The 23,579-nt window shown below is 42.3% G+C and carries 24 protein-coding genes; 15 read left to right on the top strand and 9 right to left on the bottom strand.

The features are described 5' to 3' along the window. The first annotated feature begins 19 nt into the window (after positions 1–19). The gene (locus RMY64_RS14690; protein WP_322674731.1) at positions 20–454 is read left to right on the top strand and encodes a DUF29 family protein; all 435 of its coding nucleotides are present in this window, start codon (positions 20–22) and stop codon (positions 452–454) included. Then, a complete protein-coding gene (locus RMY64_RS14685) occupies positions 455–1,273 on the top strand; it encodes a TlyA family RNA methyltransferase (protein WP_322700386.1) in 819 nt (272 codons plus the stop codon). Positions 1,274–1,415: 142 nt separating this feature from the next. Here the strand turns inward: RMY64_RS14685 and RMY64_RS14680 are convergent, their stop codons facing one another. Together RMY64_RS14680 and RMY64_RS14675 are read right to left on the bottom strand one after the other, a co-directional pair. Then, entirely contained in the window at positions 1,416–1,673 is a 258-nt protein-coding gene (locus RMY64_RS14680; protein WP_322674713.1) for a Calvin cycle protein CP12, read from the bottom strand. A 331-nt stretch (positions 1,674–2,004) separates the two neighbouring features. Next, positions 2,005–3,360 carry a GTP-binding protein gene (locus RMY64_RS14675; protein ID WP_322674712.1) on the bottom strand — a complete coding sequence of 452 codons (1,356 nt, stop codon included), beginning with the start codon at positions 3,358–3,360 and terminating at the stop codon, positions 2,005–2,007. Between the two features lie 866 nt (positions 3,361–4,226). On the opposite strand from RMY64_RS14675, the gene RMY64_RS14670 reads away from it, so the two are divergent. The 7 genes from RMY64_RS14670 (at position 4,227) to RMY64_RS14640 (ending at position 11,342) form a co-directional block, all read left to right on the top strand. Beyond that, positions 4,227–6,863 carry an EAL domain-containing protein gene (locus RMY64_RS14670; RefSeq protein WP_322674711.1) on the top strand — a complete coding sequence of 879 codons (2,637 nt, stop codon included), beginning with the start codon at positions 4,227–4,229 and terminating at the stop codon, positions 6,861–6,863. 72 nt (positions 6,864–6,935) lie between these two features. After that, positions 6,936–7,856: a histone deacetylase gene (locus tag RMY64_RS14665; protein ID WP_322674710.1), complete on the top strand. Its 921-nt coding sequence runs from the start codon at positions 6,936–6,938 to the stop codon at positions 7,854–7,856. A gap of 136 nt (positions 7,857–7,992) precedes the next feature. Further along, positions 7,993–8,295, top strand: coding sequence for a HAMP domain-containing sensor histidine kinase (locus RMY64_RS14660; RefSeq protein ID WP_322674709.1), 303 nt, complete (start codon positions 7,993–7,995; stop codon positions 8,293–8,295). A 229-nt stretch (positions 8,296–8,524) separates the two neighbouring features. Further along, a complete protein-coding gene (locus RMY64_RS14655) occupies positions 8,525–8,662 on the top strand; it encodes a hypothetical protein (RefSeq protein WP_190240853.1) in 138 nt (45 codons plus the stop codon). A 176-nt stretch (positions 8,663–8,838) separates the two neighbouring features. After that, a complete protein-coding gene (locus RMY64_RS14650) occupies positions 8,839–9,285 on the top strand; it encodes a tellurite resistance TerB family protein (RefSeq protein WP_322674708.1) in 447 nt (148 codons plus the stop codon). A gap of 147 nt (positions 9,286–9,432) precedes the next feature. Further along, positions 9,433–10,788 (top strand): UDP-N-acetylmuramoyl-tripeptide--D-alanyl-D-alanine ligase, encoded by a 1,356-nt coding sequence (locus RMY64_RS14645; protein WP_322700385.1) that lies wholly within the window; start codon positions 9,433–9,435, stop codon positions 10,786–10,788. Beyond that, entirely contained in the window at positions 10,785–11,342 is a 558-nt protein-coding gene (locus tag RMY64_RS14640) for a GNAT family N-acetyltransferase (RefSeq protein ID WP_322688750.1), read from the top strand. Before RMY64_RS14645 ends, RMY64_RS14640 begins: the two co-directional genes overlap by 4 nt. 141 nt (positions 11,343–11,483) lie before the next feature. On the opposite strand, the gene RMY64_RS14635 is transcribed toward RMY64_RS14640, so the two are convergent. After that, a complete protein-coding gene (locus RMY64_RS14635; protein ID WP_322674705.1) occupies positions 11,484–11,813 on the bottom strand; it encodes a hypothetical protein in 330 nt (109 codons plus the stop codon). 201 nt (positions 11,814–12,014) lie between these two features. Beyond that, positions 12,015–12,416, bottom strand: coding sequence for a fasciclin domain-containing protein (locus RMY64_RS14630; RefSeq protein ID WP_322674704.1), 402 nt, complete (start codon positions 12,414–12,416; stop codon positions 12,015–12,017). A 169-nt stretch (positions 12,417–12,585) separates the two neighbouring features. Between RMY64_RS14630 and RMY64_RS14625 the strand changes: the two genes are divergently transcribed. Together RMY64_RS14625 and RMY64_RS14620 are read left to right on the top strand one after the other, a co-directional pair. After that, positions 12,586–13,521, top strand: a complete 936-nt coding sequence (locus RMY64_RS14625; RefSeq protein ID WP_322674730.1) for a putative 2-dehydropantoate 2-reductase — start codon at positions 12,586–12,588, stop codon at positions 13,519–13,521. A 304-nt stretch (positions 13,522–13,825) separates the two neighbouring features. Next, positions 13,826–14,347 carry a tetratricopeptide repeat protein gene (locus RMY64_RS14620; RefSeq protein WP_322674703.1) on the top strand — a complete coding sequence of 174 codons (522 nt, stop codon included), beginning with the start codon at positions 13,826–13,828 and terminating at the stop codon, positions 14,345–14,347. A gap of 15 nt (positions 14,348–14,362) precedes the next feature. On the opposite strand, the gene RMY64_RS14615 is transcribed toward RMY64_RS14620, so the two are convergent. Beyond that, positions 14,363–14,887, bottom strand: coding sequence for a GAF domain-containing protein (locus RMY64_RS14615; protein WP_322674702.1), 525 nt, complete (start codon positions 14,885–14,887; stop codon positions 14,363–14,365). A gap of 126 nt (positions 14,888–15,013) precedes the next feature. On the opposite strand from RMY64_RS14615, the gene RMY64_RS14610 reads away from it, so the two are divergent. Beyond that, positions 15,014–15,556 carry a Uma2 family endonuclease gene (locus tag RMY64_RS14610; RefSeq protein ID WP_322674701.1) on the top strand — a complete coding sequence of 181 codons (543 nt, stop codon included), beginning with the start codon at positions 15,014–15,016 and terminating at the stop codon, positions 15,554–15,556. A 176-nt stretch (positions 15,557–15,732) separates the two neighbouring features. Continuing rightward, positions 15,733–16,476 (top strand): DUF561 domain-containing protein, encoded by a 744-nt coding sequence (locus tag RMY64_RS14605; RefSeq protein ID WP_322674700.1) that lies wholly within the window; start codon positions 15,733–15,735, stop codon positions 16,474–16,476. A gap of 112 nt (positions 16,477–16,588) precedes the next feature. On the opposite strand, the gene RMY64_RS14600 is transcribed toward RMY64_RS14605, so the two are convergent. After that, positions 16,589–17,737 carry a DegT/DnrJ/EryC1/StrS family aminotransferase gene (locus RMY64_RS14600; RefSeq protein WP_322674699.1) on the bottom strand — a complete coding sequence of 383 codons (1,149 nt, stop codon included), beginning with the start codon at positions 17,735–17,737 and terminating at the stop codon, positions 16,589–16,591. 327 nt (positions 17,738–18,064) lie between these two features. Between RMY64_RS14600 and RMY64_RS14595 the strand changes: the two genes are divergently transcribed. Both RMY64_RS14595 and RMY64_RS14590 read left to right on the top strand, forming a co-directional pair. Next, complete coding sequence (locus RMY64_RS14595; protein ID WP_322674698.1) at positions 18,065–18,841, top strand: ABC transporter permease; 777 nt, start codon at positions 18,065–18,067, stop codon at positions 18,839–18,841. Between the two features lie 587 nt (positions 18,842–19,428). Further along, positions 19,429–19,647, top strand: coding sequence for a hypothetical protein (locus tag RMY64_RS14590; RefSeq protein ID WP_094350008.1), 219 nt, complete (start codon positions 19,429–19,431; stop codon positions 19,645–19,647). 169 nt (positions 19,648–19,816) lie between these two features. Here the strand turns inward: RMY64_RS14590 and RMY64_RS14585 are convergent, their stop codons facing one another. The 3 genes from RMY64_RS14585 to RMY64_RS14575 form a co-directional block, all read right to left on the bottom strand. Next, positions 19,817–20,473 (bottom strand): Uma2 family endonuclease, encoded by a 657-nt coding sequence (locus RMY64_RS14585; RefSeq protein WP_322700384.1) that lies wholly within the window; start codon positions 20,471–20,473, stop codon positions 19,817–19,819. 328 nt (positions 20,474–20,801) lie between these two features. After that, a complete protein-coding gene (gene ftsH3, locus RMY64_RS14580) occupies positions 20,802–22,643 on the bottom strand; it encodes an ATP-dependent zinc metalloprotease FtsH3 (protein WP_322700383.1) in 1,842 nt (613 codons plus the stop codon). Positions 22,644–22,782: 139 nt separating this feature from the next. After that, positions 22,783–23,565, bottom strand: coding sequence for an aminotransferase class IV (locus tag RMY64_RS14575; RefSeq protein ID WP_322700393.1), 783 nt, complete (start codon positions 23,563–23,565; stop codon positions 22,783–22,785). Between the last annotated feature and the right edge of the window lie 14 nt (positions 23,566–23,579).

Below are 23,579 nucleotides of genomic sequence, written 5' to 3'. Positions count from 1 at the left end.
GATGTTTGAGGCACTGATGATGGAAGAATTATTAACTCTAAAAGACTTGCTTGTTAAAGGCGATGTTCAAGGAGCATTGATTATAGTTGAAGAATTAACAGAAATGAGCCGAAATGACATCATCAAGACGATTCGTAGCTATGCAGTGATTTTGCTGTTGTATTTAATTAAACAACAAGCTGAAAATCGCACGGCTCGCTCTTGGGAAGTCTCAATTCGGAATTCGGTTCTGGAAATTCAGCGGGAAAATAAGCGGCGTAAAGCTGGAGGCTATTATCTCGCGCCAGAGGAATTGTTAGAAATCTTAGCAGAAGCCTATTTAAATGCCATCGATGAGGCTTCCTTAGAAGTAGAAGAAGGTCGTTATGAAGCCCAAGAATTAGAAAAGCTGGTTAACCAAGAAGAAATTATCAATCGTGCTTTGGCTTTAATCTTACCAGGAGAGTCTAATTAATTGGCTAAACAGCGACTCGATACACTATTAGTAGAGCTAAATTTATGTTCTTCTCGCGCCTTAGCACAACGACTAATTCAGGCGGGGGAAGTTACTGTTAATCAACAGTTAGTTGATAAACCTGGAACAGAAGTTGATATTGCAGCTCAAATAAATATTAAAGAGCGATCGCCTTTTGTTTCTAGAGGCGGTGAAAAACTCTCCAAAGCTTTATCAGTATTTGCCATTCCCGTAGTAGAGCGCATTTGTTTAGATGGTGGGATTTCTACTGGTGGTTTTACTGATTGTCTCTTGCAAGCTGGAGCAAAACAAGTTTACGGTATTGATGTTGGTTACGGACAAGTTGACTGGCGGTTGCGAAATGATTCGCGGGTGATTTTACGGGAACGCACCAATTTACGGCAACTACGACCAGATGAGTTATATGGTGAAAATGACCCGATTCCTGATTTGGCGGTGGTTGATGTATCGTTTATTTCTTTAACTAAGATTCTGCCTGCTTTGTGGCAACTAACTCAAGCTAACCGAGAAGCTGTATTGTTAGTCAAGCCACAGTTTGAAGTCGGCAGATCCCGTGTGGGTAAAAAAGGTGTTGTACGCGATCCAAACGACCAAGCTGATGCCATTTTCCAGGTTTTGCAAGCTGCCCACGAATTAGGATGGAAATACAAAGGCTTAACTTGGTCGCCGATCGTTGGCCCTGCTGGGAATATCGAATATCTTTTGTGGTTGGCAATGGAAAGTGAAACACCACCACTTGATTTAGAAGCAATTAAGCGAATAACGCAATCAGCAACAACTGATTTACGCAAGAGTTAAATAAGAATGCAGAATTCAGAAATCAATTAGTCGGGGACTTAAACCCACATGTTCCGCGTTCGACTGAGCGCTCACGCCGAAGTCTGCACTCGAACTCCAATTCTTACTGAATTCTGATTCCTGACTCCTGAATTCTTTCTTATTAAAGGTCGTAGATTAGACATTCTACGGAATCTGGATGGCGATCGCAGTAATTTTCCAAAGAGGTTTTTTTGGATTTTGCTTGATGTTGGTGAGATTTTTCAGCCTGCAATTCTTCTACAATGTCCCACGCTACAGCACAACCAGCAGAATTGCTGCCATCTAGATCGCAAGTTGTCCGAGCTTCAGTAATGGCATTAGTAATGGCTTCTTCAAGAGTTGCCGCCCCAGCAATTTCAATTTTTAGGGTAGTTGTCATGATACTTTCACCTTTAATTTACAGACAGAGTTATTAACTGCGAGCTTTTAATGACCTCAGTCAGCTCACATTTCTAGTTTAGATAGGCTTCCCACAATAAGTAGTGGTAAACACCGCCATCTTTTTCGCAAAATTGAGTGGGATTACCCTCTTGTCATCTTTAAATTCAAAAAGGTATGGGAATTCTACTAGTTGCGATCGCAAGCAGAGGTGGTCATGTTCTCAATCTTGCATCCCAAATTGAGAATGTCGGTTAATTGTCAGAAGACTTTGATAGAAGTTGATAAACGCTTATAAACGGTAACAAAAAGATAGCAGTTTTTAATTATTCTCAATACTTTATGTTTAATTCTTGTCGCAAACGATACAGAATTGTATTTTGGTCAACTTGAGAGAGAATTTCTTGAATGACGCTGCTAGCGCCTAATTGTCCCCAAGTGCAGCCTTTTTCGAGATAGACTTGGGCAGCTTTGCCAACGGAGTATGCGCCATAACCGGCGATACCAGCTTGAGCGATCGCACTGCCAGCAAAAGCAGTAATATTGCTGGGATTGTCACCACTAGTGATTGCGGCAGTACTCTTACCTAAACCCAAAAGAAAACTACTACCTAGTTCTCCAAGTAGCAAGCCGCCAGAACTAAATAAAATCGTTTTTAAAATTTTCCCGGCTTCATAGCTAGTCATCGGCAAACCATACAATCTAGCGAGAGCGCGAATTAAAGCTAAATCAGCAACAGTTCCGCCAAGGATATCTAAGAAGGCGATGGGATTGAGCATTACTGCCAAAGCTTTGTATTTGGTAAATTGCCAAATAATTTCTTCAGCTTCCTTTTCGCGTAAATCGATGGTTTTTTGAGCGATCGCGGCTTCTGCATCCCGTGCTTGGATCAGTGCATTTAAAGCCAGAAGCGATCGCCCTTCCCGATTCAGAATATTCAGAATTATCTCTTTGAGTTCGTCTACTTGCGGTGGTGGTGTCTCCCATTCATAAGTGACATGCCCATCAGGCCATTCTACCCGCACTTCTATTGGCGCTGGTTCTGCCGCCACCATGACAATTTCATCAGGTAGTAGAGGTTTTGCTTGAGGATGTCCAGCACCCAGTTGTTGCAAATTTTGGTAAATTGCTCCTTTGTCTGTATCTGGGTAAAGGTCTATTTTGTTAAACACTAAAATCAGGGGTTTTTGCGATCGCCTTAATTGCAGCAGCGCTTGATATTCAGTGCGTGTGATATCACCAGACACGACAAACAAAATCAAATCCGCTTGATGTACTACTTCTCGTGCCATATCCGCCCGTGACTCCCCCTCAATTTCATCTAATCCAGGGGTATCAATTAACTCTACTAGTACCTTATCGCTGGGCTGCCACCGCACGGAACGGGGCCATTGGGTGACACCATTCAGAGGCCCAGTTTGCAAAATCTTGTCTCCCAACAAGGCATTTAAAACTGCTGACTTTCCCCGACTCACTAAACCAAAGACAGCAATTCTAATGACGTTTGAATCTAGCTTGTTGAGTGTGGCTCTCAAAGCTTCTAATTCTGGTTTCATCAAACCTGCTAATTCTGGGTTAGATGATAACTGTCCTGACTTGCGAAGATATCCATACCAAGAAAGCCCTTGTCTGAGACTGGCGCGGGCACGATTTAAGTGAGTTTCTTGCAGATTACGATAAACCGACATAATATCAACGCTTCAGCCTTCACTCTCTCTAAAATGCTCATCCAATGCTCAAAACACTTACTTTCAGCATTCGATTGTGAATAATAGGTATGAATTCGTACTCATTAACCATACTTAATCAATGCTCACTTTTTCAACCCCATTATCAGGGGAAGGAAAAGTTAAACATACTTCTCTATTTTATATCCCTAAGTTCTTGGACTAATAATCTATATATAGGACATAAAAAGTCTCTAACTTTATGAGGTCGGAGATTAAGTATTTTATAAATCTTAAGAAATATGTGACTAATGGATAGCTGCAAAGAAAGACTAACGCCAAAATCTACACTGAGATCAAAGGCGCATTGGCTCCGACTTTATTCAGTTTTAGTCGGCTTTGAAATTTTATTATGTAACTCTCTTTTCTACAAGAGGCTGCCGCAACATCACGTTACGCCTAGCTTGCTTCCCTATAAGGGTACAATTTAGAAATTTTAATTTTGAATTGTTAATCTGGGTATCCTAAGAAAGACAAGGTTAGATGATATAGACGAAGGAACAAAGTTTATAACTTATCTATGAGTAGAGAAAAAACTATAATTTCTACTACAAAAACTGATTGAACAATTAGCCAACTCATTCTATAAAAAGAAGAGTGCTAAATTCCGTTAGGGCTGAGTGCGGTCAATCATGAATGTAAAGGCTCGTTTACACCCTCATACCAATTTTGCGATGCCTGCGGTAAATGCTCGCCTACGCAGATGGTGAGAACTTTGATTGAGCAAGTTTTCCCATAAGTGCAGCCTGAAATTCTGGACTTATAGGAGCAGTCTTTTTCAGACTAAGACATAAATATTAATTATATGAGAAATTTGAGGAACAGCCATGCAAGGAAATGAGCGGGAAAAAATACGCCATCTGTTGGTCATCCAAGACCTAGAAGGGCGGCGAACTGTCCCTTTACGAGAGACTACTTATTCTCTGGGGCGGCATCCTGCAAACACTATTGTCTTGGCTTCCCGCTCGGTATCAATGCAACATGCAATTTTATTGCGAGTCACTGTTCCAGAAACTGACCAATACGGCTTTCAGATTATTGATGGTAACTATAAGGGGAAAGGAAGCACTAATGGGTTATTTGTAAATGGCACTAAATGCTTTTCTCATAATCTTAGGCATGGAGATATCATCGCTTTTGGCAGTAATAAAGCTCAGGCTAAATATTATGCTATTTCCAACATTTCCGAACAAGCATTTTCTGAATCTTTTGATGTTGAAGACTTATCTGGTTTTTTATCAGAGCAAGCCAGTCCTGCCAATCCTTTTCAAACCTTAGCCATCGATCCCAGCTTTGAAGCAGCTAGTGAGTCTGCTCTAGCTCGCCTAGCATCCTTCCCTGAACTCATCCCCAATTCAATTATTGAAATGGATTTCGAGGGAAGAATTACGTATCTCAATCCAGCCGCAGCGATCAAGTTTCCCAATCTTAGGGAAGTTGGAACAGAACACCCAATTTTAACGGGACTGTTGATTGGAGCTAAAAATCTAGAAAACAATTCTTTTGTGCGCGAGGTGGAAGTAGGTACAGAAGTTTTTGAACAATCCGTACTTTATCTTCCAGAAAGTGATTTAATTAGAACTTTTATTATTAGAGATATTACAGAGCAAAAGCAAGCTACAGCCGAACTACGCCAGCGCGATCGCTTGCTACAAGCAGTTGCAGAAGCTGCTAATTATTTGCTAGGAGAAATGAATTACGAAACTGGTATCGATCTAGCTCTAGCTGTAGTGGGTGAAGCTGCCAAGGCAGATCGTGCCTATCTCTTTCAGAACCATCTCCATCCTATTACAGAGGAAATGGCAGTCAGCCTACGCTTTGAATGGACACAATCTGGGATTGAATCTACCCTCCACGATTGGCAGAATCAGCTTTATCAAGCTCCTGAATTAGCCCGTTGGTACACAGTTCTCTCTAGCAGCCAGTCGATTAGCGGCATCACTCAAAAATTTCCTGTCGCCGAACAAGAATTCCTGATTCGAGATGGCATTAAATCCCTTCTCTTGGTACCTCTTCGCTTGGATAATCATTTCTGGGGGTATCTTGGCTTGGCAGACTGCACCTTTGAACGTCATTGGTCAAAGCATGAAGAATCTACTCTTTTGACCATGGCCGCCAGTATCATTGGGGCGCGGCAGCGTCAGCAAGTAGAAGAAAAGATTCGCCATCAGGCCCTCCATGACTTGCTGACAGGATTGCCAAATCGTCTACTATTTAACGAATTGCTCAGTAAAACTCTGCCCAACGCCACTCGAAATGGCGAAAGTTTAGCTGTGATTTTCCTCGATTTGGATCGCTTCAAGGTGATTAATGATACTCTGGGTCACACTCTGGGAGACCAATTGTTACAAAGCGTCTCTCAAAGATTAAAAAACTCACTCAGAGATGGAGACACTGTAGCCCGTTGGGGAGGCGATGAATTTACTATTTTACTTCCACGAATCAATGATATTGAAGAGGTAACTTTGGTGGCGCAGAGAATCTTACAAGCCTTAGAGGATGCTTTTCATCTCCAAGAGCATGAACTTTATGTAACTGCTAGCCTCGGTATTGCCTTACTCGATCGCAACAGCCCTGACACCGAAACACTAATCCAGCACGCAGATGCTGCTCTGTACTACGCCAAAGACAAAGGGCGGAATAACTATCAATTTTACAGTGTTTCCCTGAGTGCTAAAAATCCTGAACTCCTGACTTTAGAAAAGAGCTTGCGCTATGCCCTAGAACGCAATGAATTTAAGCTTTACTATCAGCCTCGTGTGAACATTGCCACAGGAGAAATTACTAGTATGGAGGCTCTGTTGCGTTGGCAGCACCCAGAGATGGGATTAGTTGCCCCCAGTGTATTCATTCCCTTAGTCGAAGAAAGTGGATTAATTGTCCCCATCGGCGAATGGACTCTACAGACGGCCTGTAACCAAAATAAAGCATGGCAAGATGCTGGATTGCCACCGATTAAGATCGCTGTCAATCTTTCTCTGAAGCAGTTCCGTCAACCCAAATTGGTAGAGACTATAGCTAAGGTTTTAGAACAAACCGGTCTGGAGCCGCGCTTTTTAGAATTAGAAATTATGGAAACCACAGCGATTGAGGACTTGGGTTTTACCAGAAGGGTGTTAGAGGAGCTACAGCAGATGGGTGTTTATATCTCCATCGATGACTTTGGTACAGGTCATTCTTCGCTCTCGCGCCTACAGCTTTTGCCACTCCACAATCTGAAAATAGATAAATCTTTTATTCAATATTTGACGCAGGATGCCAAAGTAGCTCATATTATCCAGGCCATAGTTACCTTGGGACACAGTTTGGGATTAAAGTTAACAGCCGAAGGGGTAGAGAAGGAAGAGGAATTGGAGTTTTTGAAATCTATCAACTGCGAGGAGGTACAGGGCTTTTTATTCTACCGCCCACTTTCTGAACAGAAAGCAACAGAAGTCCTCGAAAGTAAACGACCAACGATCTAGTACAAGGGAAACTCTTTGTACCAGTGAGGATACAATAAAATTCATTGTCTTGCTGCCAACCTTTTTCGTCCTATGCTACCAGTCATTTATTCCGACGAATTTTTAGATCACAAGACTGGAAAATACCATCCCGAAAAACCAGAACGTTTAAGTGCGATCGCAAATGCCCTCAAAGCAGCTACATTCGCAGATAAAATCACCTGGCGCTTGCCTACACCAGCATCAGAACAACCATCACTGATGTCTTCGTTGGTTAAAGCACATAGCCCAGCCTACATCAAAAAACTGTGGCAAATCGCTTCTAGTGGCGGCGGCCCTTTGGATGGAGATACGCCAGTTTCCCCACGCAGTTATGATGTGGCATTGTTAGCAGTCAGTGGATGGTTGGATGGAGTTGAGGTTGTGTTAAAGTCGGCTAATCCAGCTTTTGTATTAGCGCGTCCCCCAGGACACCATGCTGAAAGTGATGCAGGGATGGGCTTTTGTCTATTTTCTAATGCCGCGATCGCCGCTTTATTTGCTCTAGAAAAACCTGGAATTAACCGCGTCGCCATCCTTGATTGGGATGTACATCATGGTAATGGTACTCAGGCGATCGTTGAAACTGAAGCACGTATCGCCTATTGTTCTCTACATCAGTACCCATGCTATCCCGGTACGGGAAGATCGACAGAACGGGGTTTTCACAATAACGTATTAAATTTACCAGTACCCCCTGGTAGTGATATTGCAATATATCAGCCACTATTTGAAAAACAGGTAGTACCGTTTTTAGCCAACTTCCAGCCAGATTTACTAATTGTCAGTGCTGGTTACGATGCCAATGCAGAAGATCCTTTGGCAAGTATTAATTTACAGCCAGAAGACTATGCTTTATTTACTGATTATTGTTTGGGGCTAACTCGTAAAATTCTGTTTGGCTTAGAAGGTGGTTACGACTTTGATACTCTTTCTCAATCAGTTGTAGCGACGATTGAACGCTGTTTACTTTAAGCTTGTCTTGTTTATCCCATTTCACGAAATACCTGATATATACACCGACGATCGCAATTACCAAGGTAATAGCCTAAATTCTCTGCGAAGATTTGGGAACACTGAATACTGACGTGGTTATAGCTGACATACAGTTATGAAAATTTCTCACAAACTGGTTGCAAGCTTTGTTGGTGTTTCCTTATTCAAAATTGTAATTGATACGGTTGCGATCGCCGACAATGGTTGTGCGATACCTGAAACAGTGCGATCGCGCATTTTTAATCCTTTTTTCACCACGACACCTATCGGCAAAGGTACTGGTATGGGCTTATCCATCAGCTACAAAATAGTCATAGAAAAAAATCGTGGCAAGATATGGTGTGATTCCACACTAGGAGAGGGCACCAAATTTGTGATTGAAATACCAGTTCATCAACCTGAACCAATACCGAGTTGAGACTTCAGGGAAGCAGATGAAGAACCATTGATTATTGACCAATGCCCCATGCCCCATTCCCTTTTTTATAAACTTCATAGAATCTTCAGAAAGAAAAATTTTCAGCGGGGTTCTGAAAGAGCTAAAGTTTTGTTAAGATGCAATTGCTAGCAGTTTCTCAGCGAAATTCACCTATCGGGGTGTGGAGAAATAAAAAGCACAAGCAGCACAAATTCCCAAAGGTGAAGCAATGACCACCTATATTTTTTTCGACGAAGCCTTACGAATGCTGACCAACGCCTATCTGATCTCAGTAGTACTGTTAATGGCAGCTTCTGGTATAGGTCTGGCGGTAATTGAGACAATAGAAAAGACCGGAGAACGCTAAGTTTAAAGATGGCAATGTAGTTCCTGCCAAAAACCTTTGGATACAAGTGTTCGCCGTGAATAAATCCTGGGAACACTAAAGGATGAAAGTCTCAAGCGTCACAGTCTTACCTGTAAATCTACCAAACATACAGGTAACAGTAACGCTATTGGGACTCTAACCAAGGAGCTACTACAATGGGTCTATTCGACGCTGTGTTGGGTACAGATAGCCAAACCCAAGCAGCACTCAATCCAGCGGAAGCTTTTGCTGTCATTATATTGACGGCAACTGCTTCAGACGGTTATCTTTCTGTTGAGCAAACAAATTCTATCATTTCTGTGCTGTCTCGGATGAAACTTTTTAAAAGTTATCCCAATGAAATGATGAACAGGCTGTTTGACAAAATTTTGGGCATTCTCCAAGGCGATGACTTTAATGCTTTGTTTAATGCAGCCAAAGATTCTCTATCTCAAGAGTTGCGGGAAGCAGCCTTTGCAGTAGCTACCGATTTAGTCCTAGCTGAAGGTATTATACCTGAAGAAGAAAAAAACTTCTTAATTGATTTATATCAAGCTTTAGGGGTTTCGAGTGAGATAGCAATACAAATTGTGCAAGTAATCTTGATTAAAAATCGTGCATAGGGCGATCGAACATAACTTGTTATGCCCATTGTCCTTACTTGATTAAACTGTATAAGTAGCTTATAAATAAAGCGTGGCACGGAAGTTAAGCTTCTTTGCCACTATTTTTTGCTTTTATGATTTTGAACTTTAAATTATCAATTGCTTATGCGTTGTTCTGCCACCCTAACCCAACTGGTTGAAGTTATTTTGGCTCATTCTGTAAACTTATCTGAAACTGCTTTAACACAAGTCACTAGCGGTATCCAAACAGATAGCCGTACCTTGAAGCCGGGTGAAGTATTTGTCGCTTTGAGAGGTGATAAGTTTGATGGACATGAATTTGTGCCAACTGCGATCGCAAAGGGGGCAATAGCTGCAATCGTAGATTTTGAATACGAAAATCCTGGTTTTCCTGTACTACAAGTAAAAGATACTCTCAAGGCATATCAAACAATTGCTCGATGGTGGCGCGATCGCTTTAATATTCCTGTAATTGGTGTAACCGGTTCGGTGGGTAAAACTACAACCAAAGAATTGATCGCCGCAGTTTTAGGAACAAAGGGACGAGTTCACAAAACTTATGGAAATTACAACAACGAAATCGGTGTCCCGAAAACTCTCCTAGAACTTGGCGCAGAACATGATTACGCCGTGATTGAAATGGCGATGCGCGGTAGAGGACAAATTGCCGAACTGACGCAAATAGCGCGGCCAACAATTGGAGTGATTACCAATGTAGGCACAGCACATATTGAGTTACTAGGTTCCGAAGAAGCGATCGCTGAGGCAAAATGTGAGTTGTTAGTCGAAATGCCTGCTGATAGTGTGGCAATTCTCAACCACGACAATCCTTTATTAATGGCCACGGCGGCGAAATTTTGGCACGGAGAAGTTTTGACTTACGGCTTTTCTGGTGGAGATATTCAAGGGCAGTTAATTGATAACGACCAGGTGGAAGTCGCAGGAATCCAACTACCTCTACCTTTGCCTGGTCGTCATAATGCCACTAATTTCTTGGCAGCTTTAGCAGTGGCAAAGGTTTTAGGGATCGATTGGGCAACCCTCAAATCAGGTGTAATGGTGGATATGCCCACAGGGCGATCGCAGCGATTTACCTTACCCAACGATGTGGTAATCTTAGATGAAACTTATAATGCTGCACCAGAAGCTATGATTGCAGCATTGCAATTATTGGCAGATACACCCGGAAAACGGAAGATTGCCGTATTGGGTGCAATGAAAGAATTGGGAGAGCGATCGCAGCAGTTGCACCAGCGAGTGGGCGAAACAGTACGTAACTTGAATTTAGACGGTTTGTTGGTTTTGGTAGATGGACAAGATGCCGAAGCGATCGCTCTTAGTGCAGAGGGTATTGCATCGGAGTGCTTTGCAACTCATGCCGAGTTGGTGGCTAGATTGAAGACATTTGTGCAAGCAGGCGATCGTTTATTGTTCAAAGCCGCCCATTCCGTGGGACTAGATCGGGTAGTCAGTCAGTTACGTGCAGAATTTCCCAAATGATACCACTAGAAACCAAACGTCTTATACTGCGAGACTTTGTAGAATCAGATTGGCAAGAGGTTCATCAATATGCTGCTGATGCTGAAGTTGTGCGTTACTTGACTTTTGGCCCGAATACTGAAGAAGATACCAAAAACTTTTTGCAAAAAGAGATTTCATTACAAGGCGAAAAACCCCGTCAGCATTTTGCCTTGGCAGTGACTTTAAAACCCCAAAAGCAATTAATTGGTATCTGTCGTATATCCGTTCGGGATACTGACAATCAAATAGGCTCTATTGGATACTCTTTTACTAAGGAATTTTGGGGACAAGGATATGCAACTGAAGCTGTAAAAGCAGTTGTATCATTTGGTTTTCATGAGTTAGGCTTACATCGCATCTTTGCCACTTGTCACCCAGAAAACATTGCCTCAGCAAGAGTTATGCAAAAAATCGGAATGCAGCAGGAAGGGTATTTGCGAGAACACCATTGGATTAAGGGAGAATGGCGAGACTCTTGGCTATATGCCATCCTTGAGCATGAATGGAGAGGCGACAACATAATTCGTAATTGATAATGACGCTCGCAGACTCGCTACCGCTACGCTAACGTAATTCGTAATTTAACTTCATAATTATGAATTACGAATTAGTAATTATTCGATCGAATGATGATTGATTTGCTGAAAATATCATCCATAGATGTCTGATAGACTTCAGTTGGAAAGACTAGGGCTGTTGCTGTAGCGTCTTTGAAAAAGAATTGCTGCAAAATTAGTCACTAAGCAGGTGATTGCTAGCCACATCAAGATATAAGTAGGAGCCATCACCACACCAATCATGAACCAAGTATATACGTGCAGTATCATTACAGAAGCGAAAAAGCTAGCGATTCCAGCAGATTGCCACACTTGAGGCGATGGACGACGTAAGGCAACTAGGCTCATCGTTAAAATTGTGACAAGTAAGTTCGCTGGTACGAGAAATGTACAAATGCTTACGCAGTTGCCACGAGAGAACTCAGCTAAGGTGGTAAAATCGAGCATTAATTTCCTGGGATAGATGTTGGCTTTTTAAGAATTTAATTTATTTTAAAACAACGAAATTTACATTAACATAACAGTGAGTACTCACATTGCAAACATAACACAAACTAAACTTTTGAGTTGCGTTTTGATAGTACCAATAGTTAGTTAATTATAAAGATTTTGGATCGGTAGGGTGGAAAATACCCACCCTAGCCAGAATTAACCTGGTAAAATCACCGTATCGATAACGTGTACCACACCATTATCAGCTTCGATATCTGCTGCTAAAACTGTGGCATTTTTAACTTCAAAACCATCAGAAGAATGAATTTTAATGGGTGAACCTTCCACAGAATTAACCGTACCGAGTTGTGCCAAATCAGCCTCTAGCAGCTTTCCGGGAACGACATGATACTTTAAAATCCGTGTTAGCTGGGGAATATTCTGTAACAAAGTTTGGATAGTTCCCGGTGGTAACTTGGCAAAAGCATCGTCATTTGGTGCAAAAACAGTGAACGGGCCAGGACTTTTTAATGTTTCTACTAAACCAGCAGCTTGTACAGCCGCTACCAGTGTTTTAAACGACTCAGACGTAACTGCAATATCAACAATATCAGCCATATATCTTACCTAAATCTCTGCAAAAGATTTTAAAGGATAATAAACCTATTTTAAGTTTTATTAAACAAAATAAATTTAAAATCAGGTGTTGAATAAACTACACCTAGACGCGTACCCTCGCCAGACATCACCTTATGATGTTTCTAGGAAAATTCCGTTATCTAAAGAAATGTCCGATCGCACGTATGCCATTCTGGGAACTGGAGCATTAGGTGGGTTCTATGGTGCCAGACTGCAAAAAGCTGGGTTAGATGTCCACTTTTTGCTCAAGAGTGATTACGAACAGGTAAAGAAATATGGTTTAGTGGTAGAGTCCAAAGACGGTGACTTTACCCTTCCTGAAGTCCACGCCTACAACGACGTAGAAAAGATGCCACAATGCGACGTGGTGGTGGTGGCACTAAAGACGACGCAAAACCATTTACTACCAAAGATGTTGCCACCTGTAGTTAAAGATAATGGTGTGGTGTTGGTATTACAGAATGGACTTGGTGTAGAAGAGGAAGTTGCTGAAATTGTTGGTAATGTAACGGTTATCGGTGGATTGTGCTTTTTATGTTCTAATAAAGTGGGGCCAGGGCATATACACCACCTAGACTATGGGCAAATTACCTTCAGTGAATATACTCCTAATTATCAGCCTAGTGGGATAACTCAGAGGATGCAGCAAATTGCTGATGACTTTGAAAGCGCTGGTATATCAATTGAATTAGCTGAAGATTTACTACTAGCACGTTGGAAAAAGCTGGTGTGGAATATCCCCTACAATGGGCTTTCTGTGATTCTCAACGCTAGAACTGATGAATTAATGGCGTATGAGTACACCCGCGAGTTAGTTGAACAATTGATGTATGAAGTAGCGGCGGGGGCAAAAAGTTATGGGCGGATTATTAGCGATCGCTTCATTCAAACAATGCTCGATTATACTGTCAAAATGACACCTTACCGCCCCAGCATGAAAATTGACTACGACGAACATCGTCCTTTGGAGATAGAAGCAATTTTCGGCAACCCATTACGGAAAGCCCAAGTAAAGGGTGTGAATTTAATGCAGATTAGCTGTTTATACCACCAGTTGAAGTTTTTAGATGCCAGGGGAAAGTGAGGGAGATTAGGGAGATAGGGGAGCAGGGGAAGCAGGGGAAGCAGGGGCAGAAAATAACTTTTAACTCCTAACTTCCTAACTCCTAACTCCTAACTCCTAACTCCCCCAATTTTTAACGCAGGGATTCAAAAATGACTGCTATTGTCATTAAACACAACAGGATAATTCCCAATGGAAGCAAAAACTGTTGTAAAAGGTATAGCAGTATGGGTATGATTTGTAAGATACCCAAACCACTTGAGAAAACGTAAGCGATCGCAATGCCAAATAGTACCAACAAAAAATATTTTAATGCTGTTTAGCTTTGATAAAATCACGCTATGGTAGCAGAAAAGATGCATTTTATCTTGCTGAAGATGCCTTTTATGCTATGTCATTGTCAAGTAGAGTGACTTTATGGGGAATCGGGCATAGTTTAGTAACTCTCTGCTTAACTTATAAAAATTTAGGTAATCTTAAAAAATCCTTTAAGTTCTGCCAACAAGCTATATTTCATGCCGAAGAAAACAACTTTACCCAGATTAAAGCTAAAGCTATAAGTTGTCTTGCGGAAATTTTTCGAGAGCAGAGAGAATTTACTATAGCAATTTTTCATCATTCAGAAGCAATAGAAATTCTTGAGAAAATCGGCGCTAAATCAGACTTAGCCGAGGCTTATTATCAGTTGGCATTAACTTATAAAAAAATGGGTGAAATTGAGCATAGTCAGGAAAATTTTGTGCAAGCGATGTCTGCGACGGGCTACGCCTACGCACTCTTTAACGAAATGCAAGCACCCAGACAAGTTGAAAAAGTACAAACAGCAATGAAGTATTTTGAAAAATAGTAATAGTATTTGATTTTAACTGACGATTTTCCGGCTAATAGCCTCTCCAATCTCCATCAGTATCTCTTCCTCTTTGGCAGTAAATTCGTAGGGAACTGGCTTTGCAATGCCCAAAGTACCATGCAATTGACCATTCAGCATCAGCGGCACTGCCATAGAACCTTTTACCTTCGTTTCTTTTGCTGAGGGTCTAACCACTCCTGATTCGTCGGTTTGCAGGTTGCAAATCTGTACGGGTCGCTTGCGTTCGGCGGCGACACCAGCCATCCCTTTGCCAGTGGGAATTATCGTCATTTTAGGCAAAAGCAATTCTGGAATGCCTTGGTAAGCCATTAGGTGTAATAACTGGCTGTCTTTATCTAGGGTATGGATGGTAGCTGTAGAGCAATCGAAAGCAGTCAAGATTTCGGTAAGCAGTCGGTTCCAGTCGATGGTAGACCTTTTATCAGTCAAGATAGCAAAAATGGTTTTGGTATCTGAAATCATAGTCGCAGAAAATAAAGTTTGATTGTAAACGCGAAAAATAATTAGGAAATTCATTTAGTAAAATCAATGTACCCTTTCTACATTCCGTAAAAAGTCAAGGTAATTCATGGAGCGATCGCATCTGGAAAGGTCTGTTGTCTCCATAATATAAATACAAGGCGTGCGATCATTAGAGGTTTTATGTCCCTAACGCTTGAAGACTTGGAACAAATGCAGCAACAGCATCCCGACTTCCGCATGGAACTAGTCAAGGGTAATATTATTGTTTCGAGTCCATCTGGATACGAATCAGATGAAGTTGCAGCTGAAATGGTAGCCCAGCTACGTAACTGGGTTAGACCGCGCAAACTGGGGCGAACAGCAGCTTCTAGCGCCGGTTTCAGGTTGCCTAATTCCGATTTGCGCGCACCGGACGCTTCATTTGTTTTAGCCGAACGCTTACGTCGTAGTCCCAAGTCTTTTGCTCAATTGGCTCCCGATTTGACTGTAGAGGTGAAGTCCCCTAGCGATAATTTAGAGGATCTGAGAGCCAAAATTCAAGAATTTCTGAGTTTGGGAACTAAGGTAGGAATTTTGCTCAATCCAGATGAGCGGATTGTTGAAGTTTACAACTTTGGACAAGAGCCAATAATACTTCATGATGGCGATATTTTAACAGTTCCCGAACTGCTCCCAGGATGGGAAGTACCAATTGCAGATTTGTGGCCTCCAGAGTTTGACTAGGATAGTGGTAAAAACCCTACAGACTTAAATCGCTTTCAGTACAGATGGCAAAATTTTGATTAGTGGCAATAAAGATAAAATTATCAATATTTGGCAACTACCATACTGATTTAGTCTCTCATCAACATGAGGGACGGTAGAATATACCTAATTTTCGTAGCTTCAAAAGCCAAACTATGACGATGCATTCCACACTCCAACGTGCATTTACTAACCGCCGCGTTCTCAAAGTGATTAGCGGCTTGAATAACTTCGACGCCACTAGCGTCGCTGCTACAGTCAAAGCTGCTGAATTAGGCGGTGCTACTTTTGTCGATATTGCCGCCGATGTAGCCTTAGTCCAACTAGCTAAAAGTTTGACAATTTTACCGATTTGTGTATCAGCAGTAGAGCCAGATAAATTTGTACAAGCAGTGGCAGCTGGTGCTGATTTAATTGAAATCGGGAATTTCGATTCCTTTTATGCTCAAGGACGCCGTTTTGAAGCTCCAGAAGTGCTAGCACTGACTAAGCAAACTCGCGCTCTTCTCCCGGAAATCACCCTATCTGTCACCGTTCCCCACATCCTGGAACTAGATCGACAAGTACAGCTAGCAGAAGAATTGGTGAAAGCTGGAGCAGACATTATCCAAACCGAAGGCGGTACTAGCAGTAACCCAGTTCACCCCGGAACTCTAGGATTAATTGAAAAAGCTGCTCCCACCTTGGCAGCAGCTTTTGAGATTTCCCGTGTAGTGTCAGTGCCCGTATTGTGTGCTTCCGGCATTTCTAACGTTACCGCACCATTAGCGATCGCGGCTGGTGCTGCTGGTGTTGGTGTTGGTTCCGCCATCAACCAACTCAATAGCGAAGTCGCCATGATTGCCGCTGTGCGTGGACTAGTAGAAGCCTTAGCAACTGCAAATGCAGTAATTAAGTGAGTTAAGAGTTAGGAGTTAAGAGTTAAGAGTTATGAGTTATGAGTTGAAGGAACTTATTCATTTCTAACTTCTAATTTCAAACTCCTAACTTCTAACTCCTAACTCCTAACTTCTAACTCATAACTTCTTTCAACGCATAAATCACCTGGTCTTGCTGCTGTTGTGTCAGTTCTGGGAACATAGGCAAGGATATAACCTCATGACAAGCTTGCTCTGCTATTGGTAAGTCCCCAATTTCATAGCCCAGACTTTGATAAACTGGCTGCAAATGTAAAGGGTGGGGGTAGTAAATCATTGAACTCACGCCCTGTTCTTGCAATTGACTACGCACCCAATCTCTGTATTTGGCACTGGAACCATTGCGCCCTTCGCCGGATATACGAATAGTGTATTGATTCCATACCCCGATACCCCCAGGTAATTCTTGCGGCGGGACAATCCCCGGAAGTTGACTGAGGAACTGATAGTAATAGTTGGCAATATCTCGGCGGCGATCGTTCCAAATATCCAAATAACGTAGCTTAATCTGCAAAATGGCTGCTTGGAGAGCATCTAATCGGCTATTTACACCGATTTCTTCGTGTAAATATCGAATTTTACTACCATGATCTCGTAGTATTCGCAGTTTAGTGGCGATCGCTGGATCGTTAGTCGTTATTGCTCCACCATCGCCGCAACCACCAAGATTTTTGGTAGGATAGAAACTAAAGCAACCAATATGTCCAATACTTCCGACTTTTTCACCGGCCCAAATCGCGCCTGTAGACTGAGCGCAATCTTCAATTATGGACAAATTGTGAGACTGAGCGATCGCCATTAATGATGTCATATCCACAGGTTGTCCAAAGAGGTGAACTGGGATAATCGCTTTGGTTTGGGGTGTAATCGCTGCTGCAACTTGCTCTACATCTAAATTAAACGTAGTCGCGTCAATATCAACGAAAACAGGCTTTGCACCGACGGCGCTAATTACTTCAGATGTTGCAATAAAGGTAAAAGGCGTTGTAATCACTTCATCGCCTGCACCAATGTCCAAGACTCGTAACGCTAAGTAGAGCGCATCAGTACCAGAATTACAAGCCACACATTCAGTAACAGTATTATAAGCGGCAAATTGTTGTTCAAAGCCTTCGACTAAGGGGCCGCCGATATAGCGGCCGGAAGCCAAAACCTCTAAAACAGCCGCACTTACTTCTGCTTCAATGGTGGTGTATTGCTGCTTGATATCAAAGGCAGGGATGGGATTTACACTTTGGATCATGAGTTCTCATTTTATCGGGAGATACAAAGGATGCACTTCGACAGTCAATTTTTGCTGATTGAATTGTTAATCAAAGAGGAGCTACTAAAAGACTATCGCCCAAGATACGCATCTATTAGGGTTTTTACTTAAATTGTGGTGCAGTAAACCACCGCACATTTAATTTACAGATAGTAGGCATACTAGGTGTTTGCCATGTTAAGGTCGTACCATTTGGAATTTTGAATTGATGAAAGTGATATATATCAACCAAGATCCAACACATCGGATCAAAGTTCCTCTTGTGTAGACTGCTTGGAGAAGAAAACATTAGGAAATAGAGAACCCATGCAGGATCTGATCAAGCTGGATTTCGTGGATTTAGCTATAGCTGTGGGATTGATGGCGATCGCCATTGGTTTATCTGCCTGGGAAAAATTAGGATTAGAGTTGAACTTAGCCCTTGCTACTGGGAGAACCATCTTACAACTTCTTGTATTGGGATACATTTTAGATTTCATCTTGGCTTTAGACAATGCTTGGGCAGTTTTGGCGCTATTAGCAATAATGCTGACAATTACGGCGATTGTCGCACGAAATCGCATTACTCCAAAAATTCCTCATTTATTGCCTTTGGTGTGGGGTGCAATTTTAATTAGTACCGCCGTGACAGTGTTTTACATCAACTTCTTAATCGTTCAACCAGAGAGATGGTACGAACCACAGTATATAATTCCCCTAGCAGGGATAGTCTTAGGTAATGCTACCAATGCAGCGGCGATCGCAGGCGATCGCCTTGTCAGCACCATTAATTCCAGCCATCTCGAAATAGAAACCCATTTAAGCTTAGGTGCAACTCCACAGCAAGCAGTTAGTCAATATCGCAAAGACGCCATCAAAGCCGGATTGATTCCTACTCTCAATCAAATGATACTCATAGGTATGGTCGCAATACCAGGAATTACCACCGGACAGTTATTAGCTGGTGTCAAACCTCTAGATGCTGTCTCCTACGAAATTTTGATTATGTTTATGGTTGCTTTTGCTAATTTGTTGACAACAGTTTTAGTCACGAAAGGGTTGTGTCGTCAATTTTTTAATTCCGCCGCGCAGTTGGTGAGGTGAAGAGTACTGAGTAGGGTAAAGGGCAATACTTTTCGGTTAAGGGGGAAAGGTGAAAGGGAAAGGGTTTGATATTTACCTTTACCCCTTGGCCTTTAACCTTTTCCCAGCCCAAAAGAGAGATTGTTGGATTTATCCGAAAAGTATTGGGGTGAAGGGATTAATCTACTCCAAAATAAGTATTTCATTTCCTTGTAGGGGCGCATAGCTAGCTGCGCGCCCCTACGAAGTCTCTACAGAATTGAAATATAAAGATATTTTGCAAACGCATCTATCCTATGAAGTATTTTATGCAAAGCATAAATAAATATTTATATGGTTATTTAAAAATCATGTAATTTCAGTATTCAAACCTGACGCTGTAAAGCTGAGAACTCAACCTATTGCCGTCTATCGGAGGTAACAGAACCAAAAGAGGAATGTCATCATTAGGAGATGTCCCTTTAGGTAGGGATGTCAAGTAGGTGAAATATTTATTAATATTGTTAATAGATAGTAAATCTAAATTCAGCGTCAGGAATCGGAAAAAATTCCTAATGGCAGGTATTGAGCATCAATCACCGGATTGTTCACCAACGGAACAGAAGATTATGAAAGATCAAAAACGATCGGACTCTAAAGAATTTGTCGGAAATCTCAAGAATGGGATTTGGCTATTTGGCCTGTCATCTTGGGTATTTGGCATTACCGATCGCAGCATTGCTTCATTTGCAGATGGCTATCTATCTGCTTTGGATTTGACACAACTATTTACGGCAGCTACATTCTTTGTGGCATGGCTATTTTTGAAACCGACATCTAGAGTTTAAGTTAACCAACTGATTAGTATCCAGTCACTTTTGATGCTAGTCCGATCGAGATTTAGAAAGTTATCTATTTGATGCCATAAGGGGTGTGCGACAGAATGCATAAATTATTTTGCAGCGATCGCAATCAAGGTAATTCGTAAAATCTCCGAGTTACCCTGATTTCGAGTGATTACGGGAGAGAATCAGGATCGATACCAAGTTCGCGTAACCTCTGTGCCAACATTTGGGCACGTTCTTCTGGCGTTAGTAAACGTCGTTCTTGCTCGTTATACCAGTACAGCCACTCTCGCGTGATACCGTGATATACTCCTCGTTCTATGCCAATTCCCAAACCTACCTCTGGTAGCCAAACAGGATTTCCTGACAGCAATTGATACTCGTTATTGACTAATTTATAGATCTCTAAGTGTTGCTTGCGGCGGCGAGTAGGATTATAAACAACATAGTACAAGACTTTGAGCTTTGCGTACTCGTTTTTTTTGGTAGTGTATTCCCCGCGATAAGTTTGAGATACTACTTCCAGTGCCAATATAGGAACTTTTTCTTCTTCCCAAATTGCATAACTTAGACGCAGGTTTTCATCAAAAAATCGCTCGACTCCCAGGCTTAAAAATGCATCTGGCACTATCGCTGGTAGATTGGGGTCATAGTAAACAGCCATATCAGCCCCGAAAAACCAGTCCATTCGATCTGCCCATGCCATTGCCAGTACGGCTTTAAGTAAACTAGGAATTAAGTCTTGTAGTTCATTATCCACAGGGGTATCGTCAGAGTCGGGCAGTTCCTCAGAGGAGGGCAAGCAAGCTAATGGATTGTACTCTAACATAATGGGTTCGGGGATTTTTTCACAATCCAGACTTCTTAAATTGTAGCTAGATTGTATCTTTTACCTTGTGAAGTCAAAGTTATAGCTCTTTTGATTTTGGTGTATCTAAAAAAATTTTTCTAATTTTCCGGAACTGATTATAGTCACGTGGTAGTCTTTATCATCAGATTAGCGTTAGCGATTTATACTGAAACTTTATAACGAACCTCCGGGGAATATAACCCCATTACGGTAAAAGCCCGATCGTGAAGACCGGGCTTTTGCCATTAACTCCTAACTCTTGTAAAGACGCGATGAATCGCGTCTCTACTCCTAACTATTCATTAAATTAGGCAAACGCAGCAGTTGTCACATCGTTGTTCGACAGAATTTCTTGCAACTCTTCAGCATCTACTGTTTCTTTATCAACCAGCATTTGCGCTAGCTGATCTAGAATGTGGCGATTGCCCACTAACACTTCTTTAGCGCGTGTATAGGCTACATCTACAAGTTTGCGAACTTCTTCATCAATAGCAGCAGCGGTTTCTTCAGAAAAATCGCGCTCTGACATGATATCGCGTCCGAGGAACATGTTACCTTGTTGACGACCAAGAGCAACAGGGCCTAAGCGATCGCTCATCCCAAATCGAGTAATCATTTGACGCGCAACCCGTGCTACTTGCTGCAAGTCATTAGAAGCACCAGTGGTAACTTCTTCTTCACCAAAGATTAATTCTTCAGCAAGCCGACCACCCAAAGCCACAGCCATCTGATTTTCCAGATAAGCGCGGCTGTATAAACCAGTGTCCATCCGGTCTTCACTAGGAGTAAACCAAGTTAAACCACCTGCACGACCGCGAGGGATGATGCTAATTTTTTGTACTGGGTCATAATCTGGCATCAAAGCACCAACTAAAGCGTGACCAGCTTCGTGATATGCCACCAAGGTTTTGCGCTTTTCGCTCATTACCCGGTCTTTCTTCTCTGGCCCAGCTAATACACGGTCGATCGCGTCGTTGATTTCATCCATCGAAATTTCAGTCAAATTCCGGCGGGCTGCCAAAATTGCGGCTTCATTCAACAGGTTGGATAAATCTGCGCCAGTAAATCCAGGGGTACGACGAGCGATTTTATCCAAGTCCACATCTTTCGCCAAGGTCTTGCCACGGGCGTGTACCTTGAGGATTTCGCTGCGTCCGGCGTAGTCGGGACGGTCTACCACAACTTGACGGTCAAAGCGACCAGGACGCAACAGGGCTGCATCTAGAACATCAGGACGGTTGGTAGCGGCAATAATGATGATGCCAGTGTTACCTTCAAAACCATCCATTTCTGTAAGCAACTGGTTGAGGGTTTGTTCCCGCTCATCGTTACCACCACCTAAACCTGCACCCCGTTGACGACCTACGGCGTCAATTTCATCGATGAAGACGATACAAGGAGCATTGGTCTTAGCTTGTTCAAATAAATCGCGGACGCGGGATGCACCCACACCAACGAACATTTCCACAAATTCTGAACCGGAGATTGAGAAGAAGGGTACACCTGCTTCACCAGCTACGGCACGAGCTAGGAGGGTTTTACCTGTACCAGGAGGGCCAACTAACAATACACCTTTAGGAATTTTTGCACCAACGGCGGTAAAGCGATCGGCGTTTTTCAAAAAGTCTACGACTTCGTTTAATTCCAACTTGGCTTGGTCAATACCAGCGACATCGCCAAATGTCACCTGAGTTTGTGGTTCCATTTGCACTCTGGCTTTGGATTTGCCAAAGTTCATTGCTTGGCTACCTGGGCCACTTTGAGCGCGACGTAGTAAGAAGAATAAGCCAACCAAAAGCAATACAGGGAAAAATAAGCTGCTCAGTGCCTTAAACCAAAATCCTTCATCGGTTTGGGGCAAAACAGAAATATCAACGCCTTTAGAAGTCAGAGTATTAATCAAGTCTGGATCGTTGACTAAGGTAACAATCCGTTTAGCAGGGTCATATTTGGGTGTAACCAGTGCTGTAGAGCGGTCTGCACTCAAACTGACTTTTTCTACTCTGCCTTGCTGAACTTCTTGAATAAAGCGACTGTATCGCCATGTTTCTCTGCTTTGGGGTTGTTTGTCAAAAAATGCTGTTCCCAGCGCAATTACGACAATAAACAGCAGCGCGTACAGCCCTGCATTTCTCCATCTTTTATTCACTAAGGTCTATCCTCCGGTACTTTTTGCGCGTTAGCTTTCAGCGGGTGCTTTGCGCCATCGCCTAGCGTCTGCGATCGCAAATGTGATTATTAAGAATTATGTTAACTTATCTTAAGATATAACAAATTTGGCGTGGTTGTCATGCTAAAAAAAGCTCCCTTATTAGCTGAAAACTATCATGGTAGGGATTACATTGTAGCGACCCTGAAGGCAGATGAACTGTATGAATGGGAATAATTTCTACCACACTATTAGTGTAAGCGATCGCTTCAAATCTCTGGACTAACTCGACGCTCCAAGTTTCTTCTCGTGCTGGCTGCTGGTGGTTTTGCAACCAGTTTACAAGTTGCGATCGCCCAATTCCCGGCAAAATTCCGGCTGTCAACGGTGGCGTATACCAACAGCGATCGCACCATCCCCAAAGGTTGCCTGTACTGGTTTCTAGCCAATTTCCTTGAGCATCGACTAATATTGCTTCTTGAGCATCTGAGCTAGTTTTTGCCAACCAAGCACTCAAATAATTTCCAGTTTTATGAGAGGGGAGAGAGCGAGAAAATTCAGGACTCGCAACTGCACATGAAATACCAATTTTTTGTTTTTCTGTCAAATGTTGTGGTAATAATCTACCAGTTATCCATTCTCGTCCATCGGGAAACAGGGTGATTCTGAGAACGGGAAAGTGTGGGAGAAGAATTTGAGCGCCTTGACGCAGACGGTTCCAATCGGGTTGCTGCCAGCCAAAAGTTTGTAGTGAGAAGAGTAAGCGATCGCAATGTGCTTGCCAATTAGTTAAATTACTATCTAGGGAGTTCTTATAAACCCGCAGTGTTGTAAAAACAGTTGCCCCATAAAGTAAACCTGGATCGTTAATGTTTAATTCTAGGGTTTGAGAGTGAATTAATTTGCCGTCATACCAAAAAATCTTTGTCACAACCA

The organism is Nostoc sp. DedQUE08 (assembly GCF_034530895.1).
In the GTDB taxonomy this organism is placed as follows: domain Bacteria; phylum Cyanobacteriota; class Cyanobacteriia; order Cyanobacteriales; family Nostocaceae; genus Nostoc.
The sequence above is the reverse complement of the archived record's forward strand: the minus strand, read 5'-3'. Positions and strand labels throughout refer to the sequence as shown.